We start from the raw sequence: 13,293 nt of genomic DNA, 5'->3' as shown, positions 1-13,293 counted from the left end.
GCGAACGATCCGCCTCCGTACGCATGCACTTCGCTGGCGACATCGAGGTTTTTCGGACTGACGTCACGCTTGCCATCGCTTGCCCGCCAGCGTGTCACCGTAGTACCTCGGTCCGCTCCGGGGCGGGTCTCAAGCCAATAAAGGCCATCTTCACCGGTACGTAGCTGGTCGTAGCTAACCGAGGCGCGGACGGCGTCGTCGACCGATAGTTCGGCGGTCCTGTGCGCCACCCTCACATGTCCTCCTCGAACGACCAACCAGCGGGCCGGGCGACGGCAGGTTCCTCAACCGGTCGTCCGGACGTCGGCCAGGCCAGCGGCTGCTCTCGGCCCTGCAGGCGCCGCGAGTGCTCAGACGACCGACTCTACGCCCGAGCGGTGTGTCCCTGCCGCTGGAGGCGTCCCTGTAACGTGCCCGCCCTCTCGTGTCGGCTCTCGAGGCAGCGTCGATGCGGACAACAATCCTTGTCCGCATCTCCGGTATCGACCAAGCCATTCAGCGCGAGCCACCATTCGGAGCGATAAGCCTTTCACGGGTGGCACGGTGATTGATCTTCCGGCCCCCATTACGACTTTGATGGAAGGGTCTAATGCAGCCACAGGATGAATTGGTGCGCTACGGCTACACGCAGGAGTTGGCGCGTCGCCTCCGATTCCGGGACCTGGTCGCGTATGGCTTGGTGTATATGGTGCCGATCGCGCCGATGGCGATTTTCGGCAGCGTGTACGCCGGCTCCGGCGGGATGGTGGCCCTGGCGTACGCGGTCGGTGTGGTGGCCCTCGTTTTCACCGCGTTCTCGTACACGCAGATGGTGAAGGCGTTCCCCATGAGCGGCAGCGTCTACAACTACGCCGGCCGGGGCATCAGCGCGCCGGTCGGTTTTCTGGCCGGGTGGGTGATCCTGCTCGACTACGTTCTCGTGCCGGGCTTGCTGTATCTGGTGGCGTCGGTGGCGATGCACGCCACCGTGCCGGCGGTGCCGGTGTGGTTGTGGCTGCTGGGGTTCGTCGCGGTCAACACGATCGTCAACTCGGTCGGCATCCGCATGACCGCGATGGTGACTCGGGTGATGCTCGTCGGCGAGCTGATCGTCCTGGCGGTCTTTCTGGCCGTCGCCTGCTGGGCTCTCGCGTCAGGTAGGGGCCGGTTCAGCTGGGACGCGTTCTACAACTCCGACACGTTCACCTGGGCCGTGGTCGCGGGGGCGGTGTCGATCGCCGTGCTCAGCTTTCTGGGTTTCGACGGCATCAGCATGCTGGCCGAGGAGACCAGGGGCGGTTCTCGGCAGATCGGCCGGGCGATGGCCGCCGTCCTGATCCTGGCGGGGGTGTTGTTCATCGCCCAGACGTGGCTGGCCGCGATGCTCGTCCCCGACCCCGGCGTGCTCCTGGCGCAGGGTGACCCGAACGGCACTGCCTTCTACGACGCCGCCGCGGTGGCCGGCGGCGGCTGGCTGGCTACGCTGTGCGCGGTGGCGACGGCGATCGCGTGGGGTCTGCCGAACTCGATGGTCGCGCAGGTCGCCACGTCCCGGCTGCTGTACGCGATGGCCCGCGACCGGCAGCTCCCGGCCTTTCTGGCAAAGGTGTCGATCCGCCGCAACGTGCCGATCAACGCCACCCTGCTCACCGGCGTGGTGTCCCTCGCCCTGGGCCTGTACATGGCCACCCGCGCTGACGGGATCACGCTGCTGTCATCGCTGATCAACTTCGGGGCGATGGTCGCGTTCCTGGTCCTGCACGTCTCCGTGGTCGTGCACCACCTCATCCGGCGGCGCAGCGGCAACTGGTGGGCGCACCTGGTCATGCCCGGTATCGGGTTCGCGATCTTGGCCTACGTGGTGGTGAACGCGAACATCGCCGCGCAGCGCCTCGGCCTGGCCTGGCTCGCTCTCGGCGTCGTCGTGCTCGCCGGTCTCTACGCCACCGGCCGCCGCCCGTCGCTGTCGGGCCTGGTGCCAGTGCAGCGGTCCGCTCGTGACCTGGGGCGGGTGTGACCACGATGTCTTCCGGAAGTCACTTCACTTATCGGCCGGCGCGGGACGAGTTGGCCTACACCTTCGGCGGGCGGATTCCGGTGGCGCATGTGCGCTCTGGTGACGTGTTCAGCGTGCATACCGAGGACTGCTTCGGCGGCCGGGTGCGAGGGCTGGCGGATCTGCCGTCGCAGGTGTGCGCGATGCCGTATCTGAATCCGGTGTCGGGGCCGTTCTTCGTCGAGGACGCCGAACCCGGCGACACCCTCGCCGTCCACATCGCCTCGATCGTTCCGGCCCGGGAGTGGGGTGTGTCCGCGACGTTCCCGTACTTCGGGGCGCTGACCTCGACCCCGCATACCGCGACCCTCCAGCCACCCCTCGACGAGCGCGTCTGGGTTTACGACATCGACCCCACCGCCGGCGTCGTGCGGTACCGCGCGACCACCAGTGGCCACAGGGTTGAGCTGCCGTTGGATCCGATGATCGGCACGATCGGCGTCGCCCCCGCCGCGATGCAAGTCCGCGCCACGATCGTCCCGGACTACTACGGCGGGAACCTCGACACCCCGCACCTGCGCGCCGGCAGCACCCTCTACCTCGGCGTCAACGTCCACGGCGCGCTCCTCGCCCTCGGTGACGGACACGCCCGCCAAGGCGAGGGCGAGGCGTGCGGGGTCGCGGTGGAGATCGCCACCGTCACCACCCTCGCCGTCGAGGTCATCAAGGGCGACCGTCCCACCGCGTGGCCGCGGCTTGAAAGCGACACCGCGATCATGTCCGTCGGCTGCGCCCGACCACTCGAGGACGCCTACCGCATCGCCCACCAGGACCTCACCACCTGGACCGCCGACCTGTGCGGGCTGGACACCCTCGACGCCTACCAGCTCATCTCCCAAGCCGGCCGGGCGCCGATCGGCAACGTCTGCGACCCCAACTACACGGTTTTGGCTGCGATCGACAAGGCCCACCTCCCTCAGCCGCAGCCCGCCTACGAAGACGCCCACGCCCGGCTCCGGGGCCTCACCCTGGGGCAGCCATGAACGCTTCGGTGCCCGGGCTGCCGCTGCGTGATGAGCTGTACCTGCTCGCCCACAACGACGACACCGGCCAACCCCACATCCACCGCCAAGCCCTGGCCCTCGGTCTCGCCGGCGCCGTCCTCATCGACCTCGTCCTCACCGGCCGCACCACCCTCGACGGCCACGGCCAGGTTGGGGAGCAGCGGGTTCGGCTGCACCTCGATCGGCCCGTCGGCGACCTCATTACCGATGCCGCCCTCACCAGCCTGCGCCACACCCGGCTCGCCCCACCACTGCGCCACTGGCTGCGCGGATTCGCCGACGACCTCTACGAACGCACCCGCGCCGGCCTGCACGCCGCAGGAATCCTCCGCCACACCCGCCACCGCCGACTCGGCGGACTGATCCGCGCCGACACCTACCTGCCCACCCACCAGCGGTGGCCCGTCATCGCGCGCGCTCGCCTGCGCTACCTCGCCGACGGCCGCGAACAACCCGACAACCACACCGCCGCCCTCGCCGGACTCGTCGTCGCCCTCAACCTCACCGACCACCTCTATCTCCACGACGACACCACCACCGTCGCCAACCAGCTGCGCGCCATCGCCGACCAACACCACCGACCCGTCCGCGACATCACTACCGCCGTCGACGCCGCAGTCGGCGACCTCGCCACCGCCATCTACCGCTAACCACGAGGAAGGAACCCCGACACCGTGATGCTCCCCTCGACGGTCCCCACCCGCCTGGCGGTGAACCTGGTCGGCAGCGTCCTGCTCGCCGACTGCTTCGCCAGCTCCCCCGGCCATCCGAGGCCCGCGTCGACCGCGCCCACGGTCGCCGGCAGCCGATCCGCCACCACGCACCCCAGCGCCGCCGGGCCAGGTTTGACCCCGTGGCAGCGGCTCACCGCCCTCGCCGACCCCGTCGACACCACACCCGGCGAGGCGCCGAGGAAGACGAACGAGCACCTGCCCGGCGGCTTGCACCCATACCTGCCCGAAGCACTCCTGGAAGACGCGGACGTGCTGGCCGGGGCGGTAGCGCCCCGAGAACTGGCCACCGACCTCGCCTATTCGCGGGTGCTCATCAGCGGTGTCGTCGCGCTCGTGAGCAGCCAGTACCTCAACCAGGCCCTGCGGGCGACGAGCCTGCGTGTCATCGCCGACATCCCCGGCATCACCGACCGCGGCCAGAGCACCGACCTCGTCGGCTGCACCGGCCTGACGTTCGCCGTCACCGCCGACGGATCCACCTCGCAGCTCCTGGTGGACCCGCAAAGCGGCGAGGTCCTCGCCGTGCACGAGCGGCTGACCGGCCGCCGGGCGGGCCTGTTCTCGTACGTCCTCATCCTCGAACGAGGTCACACCACCTACGCCGGCGCCCCGTCGGACCCTGACCGGCCGGCCACCAACCTCCACCGTCGCAGGCGCGATCAGCAGCAGGGGTCACCCGAGCTGCGACGCGTAGCCACTGCAGCATCAGGCCACCGAATCATCGCCACCGCCTACCGACAGTGGCGAAGGAAAGGGTACTTCCTCATGGATCTACGAACGTGGGTCGGCTCTGGCCGTCGAGCGGGCCCGAGCGAGCAACCCTGCCAGGAGTGGCAGGTGCGAGCGGCCAGGAGCTGTCGGTGATGTCGTCGCAGTTGCAGACGCCGGGCGCCGGCCCGACGCCAGATCGGCCGCGCTACCGCACGGAGACGACGCCTCCGCATACCCCGCTGCGGCCGACGTGGGCATGCCGGGCATGCGGTCAGGCGTGGCCGTGCCCGCAGGCCCGGCTGCTGTTGAAGGTGGAGTACGAATCGGCGCTCCCTGCGCTCTCGATCTACCTCAGCGGGTTGATGTTCGAGGCGATGCGCGACCTGTTCCACCTCAACCCACACGACGGACCGAGCCCGCAGGAGATGTTCGACCGCTTCGTGGCCTGGGGCCCTTTCCGAAGATCGATCCTGGAGCAGCGGTGAGCAAGCACCGCAGCCTGCCGCTGGTGAGGGGACCTCCGCGACGGCCTGGCCGCGACGTCCCCTCTATATCACCGCACGTCAAGTGCTCGCATCACCGCCCCGACGGCGACGTGATACGCGCTCATCCCCGTTCGCGATCAAGGAGGAACCGTGAGCATCACCGCAGACAGACCCGTCACGACCGTCGCACAGGATCCGCGCACGCTCGTGTCGGGCGAGGTGTTCGACAAGCTGGCCCGCTACTTCGCCGCCCGGCAGGAGGTGAGCCACATCTACGCCGAGCGTGCCGTCGGGCAATTCCTGGTCTTCCTGAAGGCCCACGCCGACCAGGCCGGCAAGCCCGACTTCGGGATGCTCCTGCCGACCGGCGAGTCCTACCGGGTCGTGCCCACCCGACCGGTCGACGCCGTCTGGCACGCCCTCCTGCAGATCAGCGAGCCCTACACCGCCGCCTGCCACCAGATCGCCGGCCACTACGTGCACCACCGGCCGATCCTGACCGAAGCCATGCGAGACGGCGCCGCGATCACCTACACCCTCGCGGCGTTGCACGACACCGGCTACCAGATCGACATGGAATTCTGGGGCGGTGAGGCCGAGTCCTGCTGTCCGCCGAACCCGCCGCAGCCCGGCCGGTAACAGGAGAACCTGATGCGCAGCGACTGGACGACCCTGCCCCGCACCGTGATCACCAGGATCACCGAACAGGTCGGTGGAGCGTTCGAGGCATTCCCGGCACCCGACGGCAACCACGCACAGATCGCCTCGACCGTCACCGGCCCGTCCGGACCGGTCTTCGTCAAAGCGGCCTGCGGCGAATGGGGCGTCCGATCGCTGCGCTACGAGCTGGCCGTCACCCAGGCCGTCGACCGGTACCCGCCGGCGCTGCGGTGGCACTTCGAGGCCGATGGCTGGCTGGTGGTGGGGACCGAGCATCTCGCCGGTCCCCACCCCGACCTGTCCCCCGGCAGCCCGGATCTCGACCTGCTCACCGTCGCCTTGAAAGACCTTCAGCAGACGCCGGCGCCGGGCGATCGGTGGTTCACCCCGGCCGACCGGCTCGGATTCGCGCACCCGGCGATGCACGGCGGGACCCTCGTGCACTCCGACCTCAACCCGACCAACCTGATCATCACACCGCACGGCCTACGCATCGTCGACTGGGCCTGGGCCACCAAAGCAGCGACATGGGTCGAACTCGCACTACTCGTCCAATGGCTGATCGGCAGCGGCCACACCGCCGACCAAGCCGAAGACTGGCTCGGGCAATTCCCGGCCTGGACCGGCACAAGCGCTGACGTGCTCAACCACTTCGCCTCGGCCAACGCCGCGAAATGGGCGACCAAGGCCCGACACAACACCGAGCGCTGGGTACAGGACCTCGCCCGATGGACCGGCGAGTGGGCGATCCACCGAGCCCACGGGGCGTAGCTCAAGGCCGTGAGCCGCAGCCGAGGGCCCGACAGGCTTGACAACCGGCAGGCTGGACAAGGTCACCCCACGCCCCAGGATCTCGGCCCGACAAAGTCAGGAATGGACTCGCGCGCTGAGCGCCCGAACCGCAGGGAGCCAACGATGGCCGATCCGCTCGACACCGAGCTCACGAAGACGGCTCGCGCTCGACTGGTCGACAAGCTGCTCGCCGACGGTGCGATCACTTCACCGGCCGTGGAAGCGGCATTCAGACGGGTCCCCCGGCACCTGTTCACGCCCTCGGGAGTCAGTGTCGAGGCCGCGTACGCCGACGACGTGGTGGTCACCCGACGCGGCCCGGACGGCAAGGCGACCAGTTCTATCTCCGCGCCGTGGTTGCAGGCCACCACGCTGCACGCCGCCCAGCTACGGCCCGGCGCGCGGGTGCTCGAGGTCGGCTCCGGCGGATACAACGCCGCGCTGATCGCCGAGGTCGTCGGTCCGCGCGGCAAGGTCACCACCATCGACATCGACCCCCACGTCGTGGCGCACGCCCAGGCCACGCTCGACGCCGCCGGGTACCCGCACGTGCAGGCGGTCCAGGCCGACGCGGCAACCGGCTGGGCCGGGGGCGCACCGTATGACGCGATCATCGTCACCGTCGAGGCCAGCGACATCCCACCCGCCTGGACCGACCAACTCGCCCCCGATGGTCTCCTCGTCGTGCCCCTGCGGATGCGCGCCAACACCCGCTGCCTCACCCTGACCCGCCACCGCGACCACCTCGCCGCCACCGACGCGGTCGTCTGCGGCTTCGTACCCACGCAGGGCGTCGGCGCCCACCCCACCATCCGCCGCCGGCTGCGCGGCGACGACGTCACCCTGATCGTCGACGACCCCAGCACCGCCGCGTGCGACCTCAGCGCCCTGACCGCGGCCCTGGACGGACCCCGCACCGACCTGTGGTCACCGGTTACCATGCCGCCCGCGACGCCCTTCGACTCGCTGCACCTGTGGCTGGCCGGCCAACCCCACCCCTACGGTTTGCTCGCCGCCGACCGCCACCGCGCCGCGGACCTGGCCCCACAGAACTGGATTGCCTGCCCCGCCCTCGTCACCGAGGACAGCATCGCCTACCTGGCCATCCGCCGGCTCGACGACACCAACTGGCAGTTCGGGGCCCACGCCTACGGCCGCCGCTCCCCCGCACTCGCCGACCACATGATCGACCTCATCACCATTTGGGACCGCCTCCATCGGTACGGACCCGGCCCGCACATCACCGTCCACCCCCATGGCAGCACACCTGCGCCCACCGACCGGACACGGCTGCTCGTCCCCCGCCGGCACACCACCACCGCCCTCACTTGGGCGACACCCGAAGGGCGAGCATGAGCGTCAGCCCCCCGACCCTTGTGATCATCCGAGGGAACTCAGGAAGCGGAAAGACGACCACCGCGCGGGAGGTCCGCCGCCGCTTCGGCCGCGGCGCCGCCCTCCTTGAGCAGGACTACCTCCGCAGAACAGTGCTGCGCGAACATGACAGCGCACACATCGACCCACTCGCGCCGGCCTTCATCACCGCCACCGCCCGCACCGCCCTCGACCTCGGCTACCACGTCCTCCTCGAAGGCATCCTGCACACCGAACGCTACAAGCCGGCCTTACGACACCTCATCGACCACCACCGCGGCCCCGTCGCCGTCTTCTACCTCGACGTGACCTACGACGAAACCGTCAGGCGCCACCTCGGCCGCGCCGAACCCATCCCCGTCACGCCCGAACAGATGCGCCACTGGTACACCCACCGCGACCTGCTCGGCATCCCCGGCGAGACAGTCATCCCCGAATCGAGCACCTTCGAACACACCGTCGCCACCATCCTGCAACACAGCGGCCTCATCAACGCGGCACCCACCACCCCGTGCCCACGACGCTGCCAACACTGTGCCCGCAAAGCCGACCAACACGTCGAATGAGGTCCCCCTCTGCCGCATCGATTCACTCTTGTGGGACCACATGCAGCAGGTCCGAGGGGTCTGTGGATCTAAAGGTACTTCCGGCCTGACCTGCCGGGCGTGGTGCCTGGTGAGGAGGGTGCCGTGATGACCGCGACGCTGAACGAGCAGACCGGACGCAAGAAGCGGCCCGAGCCGTCGGCCGAGGCGAAAGCCGCAGCCGAGCTGGTCCGAGCGGCCAAGGAGCAGGGCCTGTCGTTGACGGGCCCTGATGGGCTGCTGAAGCAGTTGACCAAGACGGTCCTGGAGAGCGCGCTGAATGAGGAGATGACCGAACACCTCGGCTACGAAAAGCACGACCATGCCGGTGCCGGCTCGGGCAACATCCGCGACGGCAGCCGGCCGAAGACAGTGCTGACCGACGCGTCGGGGCCGGTGCAGATCGACGTGCCGTGGGACCGGGGCTGGCACCTTCAGCCCGCAGATCGTCCGTAAGCGGCAGCGCCGCCTCTTAGGGGTCGACGAGGTCGTTGTCGTCGTTGTACGCCAAAGGTTTGACGACTAGGGAGATCAGCGCTCACTTCGCGGAGATCTATGGCGCCTCGGTCAGCAAGGAGACGATATCGCGGATCACCGGCAAGGTGATCGAGGAGATGACCGACTGGTCCCCGGCCCCTCGATGAGATCTACGCGGCGGTGTGAACCGACCCACCACGATCCGCGTGTCATCATGAGCCATGCGTTTGCAGCGGCGCCGTTTGGCGTCGGGCATGGACATGTTGGAGCGGTGGCTATCCCGCGCCAGCGCGATCCGCGGACGCTGGCCGCTCCTGCTGCTAGCTTTCTCCGCGTTCGCCGCGCTCGGCGCCCTGGTTCTTCTCATCGGCCCGGTGGCTCGTTGGCTGACCCCGCTGGCGGGTGTGTCCGGCAAGGATGTCCCAGCCTCCCTCAACGCGACACGTCAAATGCTTCTAGTGGCCGTCGCCGGCATTGTGGCGGCCGCCGGGCTGGCCTTCACCGCGCGCACCTTCTTCCTCACGCGACGCGGTCAGTGGGCAGATCGGTACGGCAAGGCGGTGACGCAACTGGGCTCCGCGGAACCGATGGAGCGAGTCGGCGGGATCTACGCTCTGGAACGTCTGATGGCCGAGTCCGCGCAGGACCACTGGACAGTCGTCGAGGTCTTGGCCACCTTCATCCGCCGGCACGCCCCACGGCTAGAGGGCGAGTCAACGGACGGCGAGTCGGCCGCGGCACCCGCGGTCGACGTTCAGTCGGCCCTGACCGTCCTGTGCCGCAGACCCCGGAGGCCGGAGAACCAGACCCTCGATCTGTCGGGCGCTGATCTCAGCGGCGCGGCGATGTCCGGCGGGTATCTGCCGCGGACGCGCTTCGACAACTCCTGCCTCAAGCAAGCCGACCTCAGTGGAGCTGACCTGCGCGGCGCATCGTTCCTGACCGCCGACCTGACGGAGGCGCTGCTCGTGAACAGCGGTCTCGAAGACGCCTTCTTGACCGCCGCTGATCTGAGCTGGGCTGCTCTTGCCGAGGCAAGACTGGATCGGGCGAGTCTCGTGGCGGCACGACTACAGGGCACGATCCTTGAAAGTGCCCGGCTGCACGGCGCTCTGCTGACCCCACCGGACGTCGACGGTCTCACTGCCGCTCAGTTGAAGACGGCGCTGCTGGACGACGCCACGGAGCTGCCGTCGCACCTCGCCACATCCTCACGACCGGACAGAGCCGCCCGGGCGTGACACCTGCCGTGGCACGAGGAGGCGAAGCCACCACCGGCGGTAAACCTGATCGATCTGCTCGTAGGCAGCTTCTAGGGAGGCGCCGCACGCCTTGTTCTCAGCCCGCAGCTGCTGGTTCGCGTACTGGAAGCTCGTCTTGGCCCTGCTCGCCTCGGACAGCGACTGTCGCAACTCGGCGGCTTCCCGCGCCGCCTCTTCCCGGGTCGCGGAAAGCTCGTCGGTCAGCTGCCTCATCTGCGCGCTCCAGATCTCGTCGAGCTTGCGAAGTTCCTCCCGGGTGTCGCGCAGTTGCAGCTCGGCTTGGTGCTTGAGCCGTTCCTCGTACTGCGCCCGTTCGAACTGAAACTCGACCAACCGGTCGTTCACCTCCGCAAGCTCGGTGGCGATCCGCTCACGTTCGGTGCTGACGACGAAGAGTTCGCCCTTCAAGCGTTTGATGTCCCGACGCAGCCGGCGGCGCTCGGACTCCAGCTCGTTGATCCGCTGCGCGAGCCGGTCCTCGTCGGCCTTCTTGCGCAGGGCCTCGATAAGGGCCGAGACCCGGTCGACTTCGCCCTCGACCGAGCGCATACCGCGGACGATTTCATAGTGGTGCTCACGCTCGGCGTCCGCCCGGCGACGCAACTGCCGGCCCAGCGCCTGCAGGTCCGCGGGATCACTCGGGATCACGATGGCGCGCTCCCCGGCCGTCGTGTCGCCCGACCCGGTCTGACCGAGCTCGAAGCTGCCCTCCTCCTTGACGGCGGCTACCCACAACTTCTCGACCGCCTGCACGTCACCACCGAGGGCCTCGGTGACCTGCAGCCAGTACTCCCAGGCCGGCAAGACGGGACCGGAGAGCATCTTCATCACGGTCTCCGGGATGACACCACCCGCCGTACGGGCGGCGATCTGGACCGGGTCGAGCGCGCCAACCGCGGAGCAGACCACCCGGAAATGATCTTTGAGATCTTCGAGAGCCTTGGTCGACGTACGACCATCCGATGGCATAGCGACTCCTGATAACCGCGACTTTGCGCTCTCTCGATGGAGACCCACAGTACCGACTGCGCGCCCTGATCTGAGCCCGCAAGACGGCCGGTGGTGTCGGAATTCCGTGCCGGGAGCCTAGTAATGCAACGGCGACATGCCCCTGCAGTGCCGAGGGGGCAAGAAGTAGGGCCAGCTCCGCGCGCACCTCGCCCATCCACCCGCCATGGCCCGAACCGGCCGCCTTCCACCCGGAACACAGGCTCATGCCTACCAGTGAGCTATTTGGTGAAAAAGCCAGCGGACACCTGACGCGGAGGTTGCGGGTGGTGCGCCAGACCTGCTCGGCGATTGGTAGTCCCCGCTCCGAACATCGAGACGGGCAAAGTCCTGGGCTGGCGTATGAGACGGAGCCGGAGGCCCTCGGCCTGGTCGAGCGTCTGCTGTCCACCGACACCGACGGCTAGTGACGAGAGCAGGGCCGACCTGGGCCGCCGGAGCGACCGCCAGGGCGGCGGCCGAGTCCGACAACCCAAGAATGACAATTATGTGGCCGCGACCCGCCGCATCGACGATATTGGTCACTAACACGATGGGCATCGCCCGTACGGACGAGCTGATCACCGTGCCGGTTGTCCGCTGGCGTCGGCGCCCATAGCCCCCGTGAGTACTGTTCGGCCAGCGTGCCGGTGCGCATCGGCTCGCAGCCCGGCGGCGGGCACTGGCTCCTGGCCCGACGCAACATGAGCAGCGGGGAGATTACCTACTACGTCTGGTACGACCCTCGCCGCACACGTCTGGTCGACCTCGCGCGTGTCGCTGGGGCCCGGTGGGGCGATCGAGGAGCGCTTCTGGCAGGACAAGAACCAAGCGGGCCTCGACGAATACCAGGTCCGTGACAGGCGAGCCTGATAAGCCCACCTGTCAATGGCCGCCTACGCTGGTTGTCCGTAGCCCGATGAAGATCCAGCCCAGGCGCGGGTGGGATACCCGTCCCCAGCAAGTTGAGTGCGTGGCTAGAACAGGGAATCGTGTCCTCCCTCACGCTCGAGGACTGGCCAGTATTTCGCGATGCGATCTTCGATGGTCTGCATGATCCGATCTGCCGGGCCGCCGGTCGACAGCATCTTCTTCGGTGCAACGTCTAAGGCGTAATGGGAGAACGACTTGGAGTCGGTTGCGATCACTTTCCACAGCTTGATCCGGTTGGGCTGCGGGTCAGTAGCGTCTTCCAACTCGATCACATAGATCCAGGCAGGCGGGAAATCGGTGTCTGCGACTGCTGAGTCGGTTTCGCGCAGTTGCCAGGTGCCGTCCGGTCTGGGATCGAGTGTCGGCCGACCGAGATGGGCCTGCCATGAGAGCCAGACGGACTTTGGAAGAATCAGGATGCAACCTGCAGACTTGCCGTGCAGGCCGATCTGAAATTTGAACATCATCTGATAGAAGGTTCGCTTGAAGATGTTCGAGATATTCGGCGTCTCGATACCTCGTCCGGCCACCGTCGGGTCTCGAGCGACCTCGGCGTGGAAGTCGGGGCCGTTCTCGCTGAGAGCCTTTAGCAAACCGTGGGTCGCATCGCCATAACTGCCGTGGAAGTCGGCCGTCTGAATCTCAACGATGCCGTACCGTCCGAATGAGACGCCAAGGCCCTCTACACGCAACTCAATGAGAGTGACGTCGAAGCTGAAGCTGAGGGAGTCGGCCCCCCGCCCCAGATCGATCTCGCCTCCGAACTTCTCGTGAAAGAAGATCACGGTGGGAATGCCGGTGAGGAGATTCTCGTGGAGCTGCTTGCGCTCCTGCAGGTTGCCAATGGCTGTAGCCGGAACTAGCGCGATGGCGGTCGAGCCGTTGTACCCGAACAGACGCTTGGCAGCGTCCACGAGCAGGGCTCGATCGAGCACCCGATGCGGGCAGACCGGCCAGTCTTGCCGTCCCGCCGGGGTGTTGGTGTTGATCGTGCACACACCTCGGGAGGCCTCCGCTGTCTTCGCGCACTGGCGTTCGGCGCCCACCATGGCCGATAGGAATGGGCAGACCCGCTCCTGCTGAGCACTTAGGACGGGTGGACTGGCGGCTACGCGCGGATAGAGCCTGTGCCCGAACCACTCGGCGACGTAGTTTCCCCGGAAGGGCTTGAGCTTCCGGGGCTTCGGTACGTCGCCGCTGTCGGCTTGCTCGATGTTCGGCTCAGTCACACTCTACAGTGTGCCCGCCACCTCTG

14 protein-coding genes and 1 pseudogene are annotated in these 13,293 nt (G+C 67.9%); 13 read left to right on the top strand and 2 right to left on the bottom strand.

What is annotated here, in order from left to right; all coding sequences use genetic code 11:
* Positions 1-589: 589 nt before the first annotated feature.
* From V6U82_RS21230 to V6U82_RS21180, 12 genes are all read left to right on the top strand, one after another.
* Positions 590-1,996 carry an APC family permease gene (locus V6U82_RS21230; protein ID WP_334463818.1) on the top strand — a complete coding sequence of 469 codons (1,407 nt, stop codon included), beginning with the start codon at positions 590-592 and terminating at the stop codon, positions 1,994-1,996.
* Between the two features lie 5 nt (positions 1,997-2,001).
* Positions 2,002-3,018: an acetamidase/formamidase family protein gene (locus V6U82_RS21225; RefSeq protein ID WP_334463896.1), complete on the top strand. Its 1,017-nt coding sequence runs from the start codon at positions 2,002-2,004 to the stop codon at positions 3,016-3,018.
* Positions 3,015-3,689: a GOLPH3/VPS74 family protein gene (locus V6U82_RS21220; protein WP_334463815.1), complete on the top strand. Its 675-nt coding sequence runs from the start codon at positions 3,015-3,017 to the stop codon at positions 3,687-3,689. Before V6U82_RS21225 ends, V6U82_RS21220 begins: the two co-directional genes overlap by 4 nt.
* Positions 3,690-3,749: 60 nt before the next feature.
* Positions 3,750-4,637 (top strand): hypothetical protein, encoded by an 888-nt coding sequence (locus V6U82_RS21215; RefSeq protein ID WP_334463813.1) that lies wholly within the window; start codon positions 3,750-3,752, stop codon positions 4,635-4,637.
* Positions 4,637-4,969: a hypothetical protein gene (locus tag V6U82_RS21210; protein WP_334463894.1), complete on the top strand. Its 333-nt coding sequence runs from the start codon at positions 4,637-4,639 to the stop codon at positions 4,967-4,969. The genes V6U82_RS21215 and V6U82_RS21210 overlap by 1 nt, the downstream gene beginning before the upstream one ends.
* Before the next feature lie 150 nt (positions 4,970-5,119).
* Complete coding sequence (locus V6U82_RS21205; protein WP_334463811.1) at positions 5,120-5,608, top strand: hypothetical protein; 489 nt, start codon at positions 5,120-5,122, stop codon at positions 5,606-5,608.
* A gap of 12 nt (positions 5,609-5,620) precedes the next feature.
* Positions 5,621-6,400 carry a phosphotransferase family protein gene (locus V6U82_RS21200; RefSeq protein ID WP_334463809.1) on the top strand — a complete coding sequence of 260 codons (780 nt, stop codon included), beginning with the start codon at positions 5,621-5,623 and terminating at the stop codon, positions 6,398-6,400.
* A gap of 144 nt (positions 6,401-6,544) precedes the next feature.
* Positions 6,545-7,777 (top strand): methyltransferase, FxLD system, encoded by a 1,233-nt coding sequence (fxlM, locus tag V6U82_RS21195; protein WP_334463806.1) that lies wholly within the window; start codon positions 6,545-6,547, stop codon positions 7,775-7,777.
* Complete coding sequence (locus V6U82_RS21190; protein ID WP_334463804.1) at positions 7,774-8,361, top strand: AAA family ATPase; 588 nt, start codon at positions 7,774-7,776, stop codon at positions 8,359-8,361. The genes fxlM and V6U82_RS21190 overlap by 4 nt, the downstream gene beginning before the upstream one ends.
* A gap of 126 nt (positions 8,362-8,487) precedes the next feature.
* Positions 8,488-8,835, top strand: coding sequence for a transposase (locus V6U82_RS31595; RefSeq protein ID WP_442933453.1), 348 nt, complete (start codon positions 8,488-8,490; stop codon positions 8,833-8,835).
* Between the two features lie 35 nt (positions 8,836-8,870).
* Positions 8,871-9,023, top strand: coding sequence for a transposase (locus V6U82_RS31590; RefSeq protein WP_442933452.1), 153 nt, complete (start codon positions 8,871-8,873; stop codon positions 9,021-9,023).
* Positions 9,024-9,077: 54 nt separating this feature from the next.
* Positions 9,078-10,097 (top strand): pentapeptide repeat-containing protein, encoded by a 1,020-nt coding sequence (locus V6U82_RS21180; RefSeq protein ID WP_334463801.1) that lies wholly within the window; start codon positions 9,078-9,080, stop codon positions 10,095-10,097.
* Here V6U82_RS21180 and V6U82_RS21175 read toward each other — a convergent pair.
* Positions 10,068-11,087: a hypothetical protein gene (locus tag V6U82_RS21175; protein ID WP_334463799.1), complete on the bottom strand. Its 1,020-nt coding sequence runs from the start codon at positions 11,085-11,087 to the stop codon at positions 10,068-10,070. The two genes, V6U82_RS21180 and V6U82_RS21175, sit on opposite strands and share 30 nt — an antisense overlap.
* Before the next feature lie 525 nt (positions 11,088-11,612).
* On the opposite strand from V6U82_RS21175, the pseudogene V6U82_RS31585 reads away from it, so the two are divergent.
* Positions 11,613-11,975 (top strand): annotated as a pseudogene (locus V6U82_RS31585) (IS701 family transposase); the annotation flags it as partial.
* A gap of 107 nt (positions 11,976-12,082) precedes the next feature.
* On the opposite strand, the gene V6U82_RS21170 reads toward V6U82_RS31585, so the two are convergent.
* Positions 12,083-13,267, bottom strand: coding sequence for a hypothetical protein (locus V6U82_RS21170; protein ID WP_334463797.1), 1,185 nt, complete (start codon positions 13,265-13,267; stop codon positions 12,083-12,085).
* Between the last annotated feature and the right edge of the window lie 26 nt (positions 13,268-13,293).

The organism is Micromonospora sp. CPCC 205554, assembly GCF_036902745.1.
Taxonomy (GTDB): Bacteria; Actinomycetota; Actinomycetes; order Mycobacteriales; family Micromonosporaceae; genus Micromonospora; species Micromonospora tulbaghiae.
The sequence above is the reverse complement of the archived record's forward strand: the minus strand, read 5'-3'. Positions and strand labels throughout refer to the sequence as shown.

What these genes read in the sequence shown, in the direction of transcription:
- V6U82_RS21180 (WP_334463801.1), top strand. Translation starts at nt 9,078, where the DNA reads ATGCGTTTGCAGCGGCGCCGTTTGGCGTCGGGCATGGACATGTTGGAG.
- V6U82_RS21190 (WP_334463804.1), top strand. Translation starts at nt 7,774, where the DNA reads ATGAGCGTCAGCCCCCCGACCCTTGTGATCATCCGAGGGAACTCAGGA.
- V6U82_RS31595 (WP_442933453.1), top strand. Translation starts at nt 8,488, where the DNA reads ATGACCGCGACGCTGAACGAGCAGACCGGACGCAAGAAGCGGCCCGAG.
- V6U82_RS21225 (WP_334463896.1), top strand. Translation starts at nt 2,002, where the DNA reads ATGTCTTCCGGAAGTCACTTCACTTATCGGCCGGCGCGGGACGAGTTG.
- V6U82_RS21230 (WP_334463818.1), top strand. Translation starts at nt 590, where the DNA reads ATGCAGCCACAGGATGAATTGGTGCGCTACGGCTACACGCAGGAGTTG.
- V6U82_RS21210 (WP_334463894.1), top strand. Translation starts at nt 4,637, where the DNA reads ATGTCGTCGCAGTTGCAGACGCCGGGCGCCGGCCCGACGCCAGATCGG.
- fxlM (WP_334463806.1), top strand. Translation starts at nt 6,545, where the DNA reads ATGGCCGATCCGCTCGACACCGAGCTCACGAAGACGGCTCGCGCTCGA.
- V6U82_RS21175 (WP_334463799.1), bottom strand. Translation starts at nt 11,087, where the DNA reads ATGCCATCGGATGGTCGTACGTCGACCAAGGCTCTCGAAGATCTCAAA.
- V6U82_RS21200 (WP_334463809.1), top strand. Translation starts at nt 5,621, where the DNA reads ATGCGCAGCGACTGGACGACCCTGCCCCGCACCGTGATCACCAGGATC.
- V6U82_RS21220 (WP_334463815.1), top strand. Translation starts at nt 3,015, where the DNA reads ATGAACGCTTCGGTGCCCGGGCTGCCGCTGCGTGATGAGCTGTACCTG.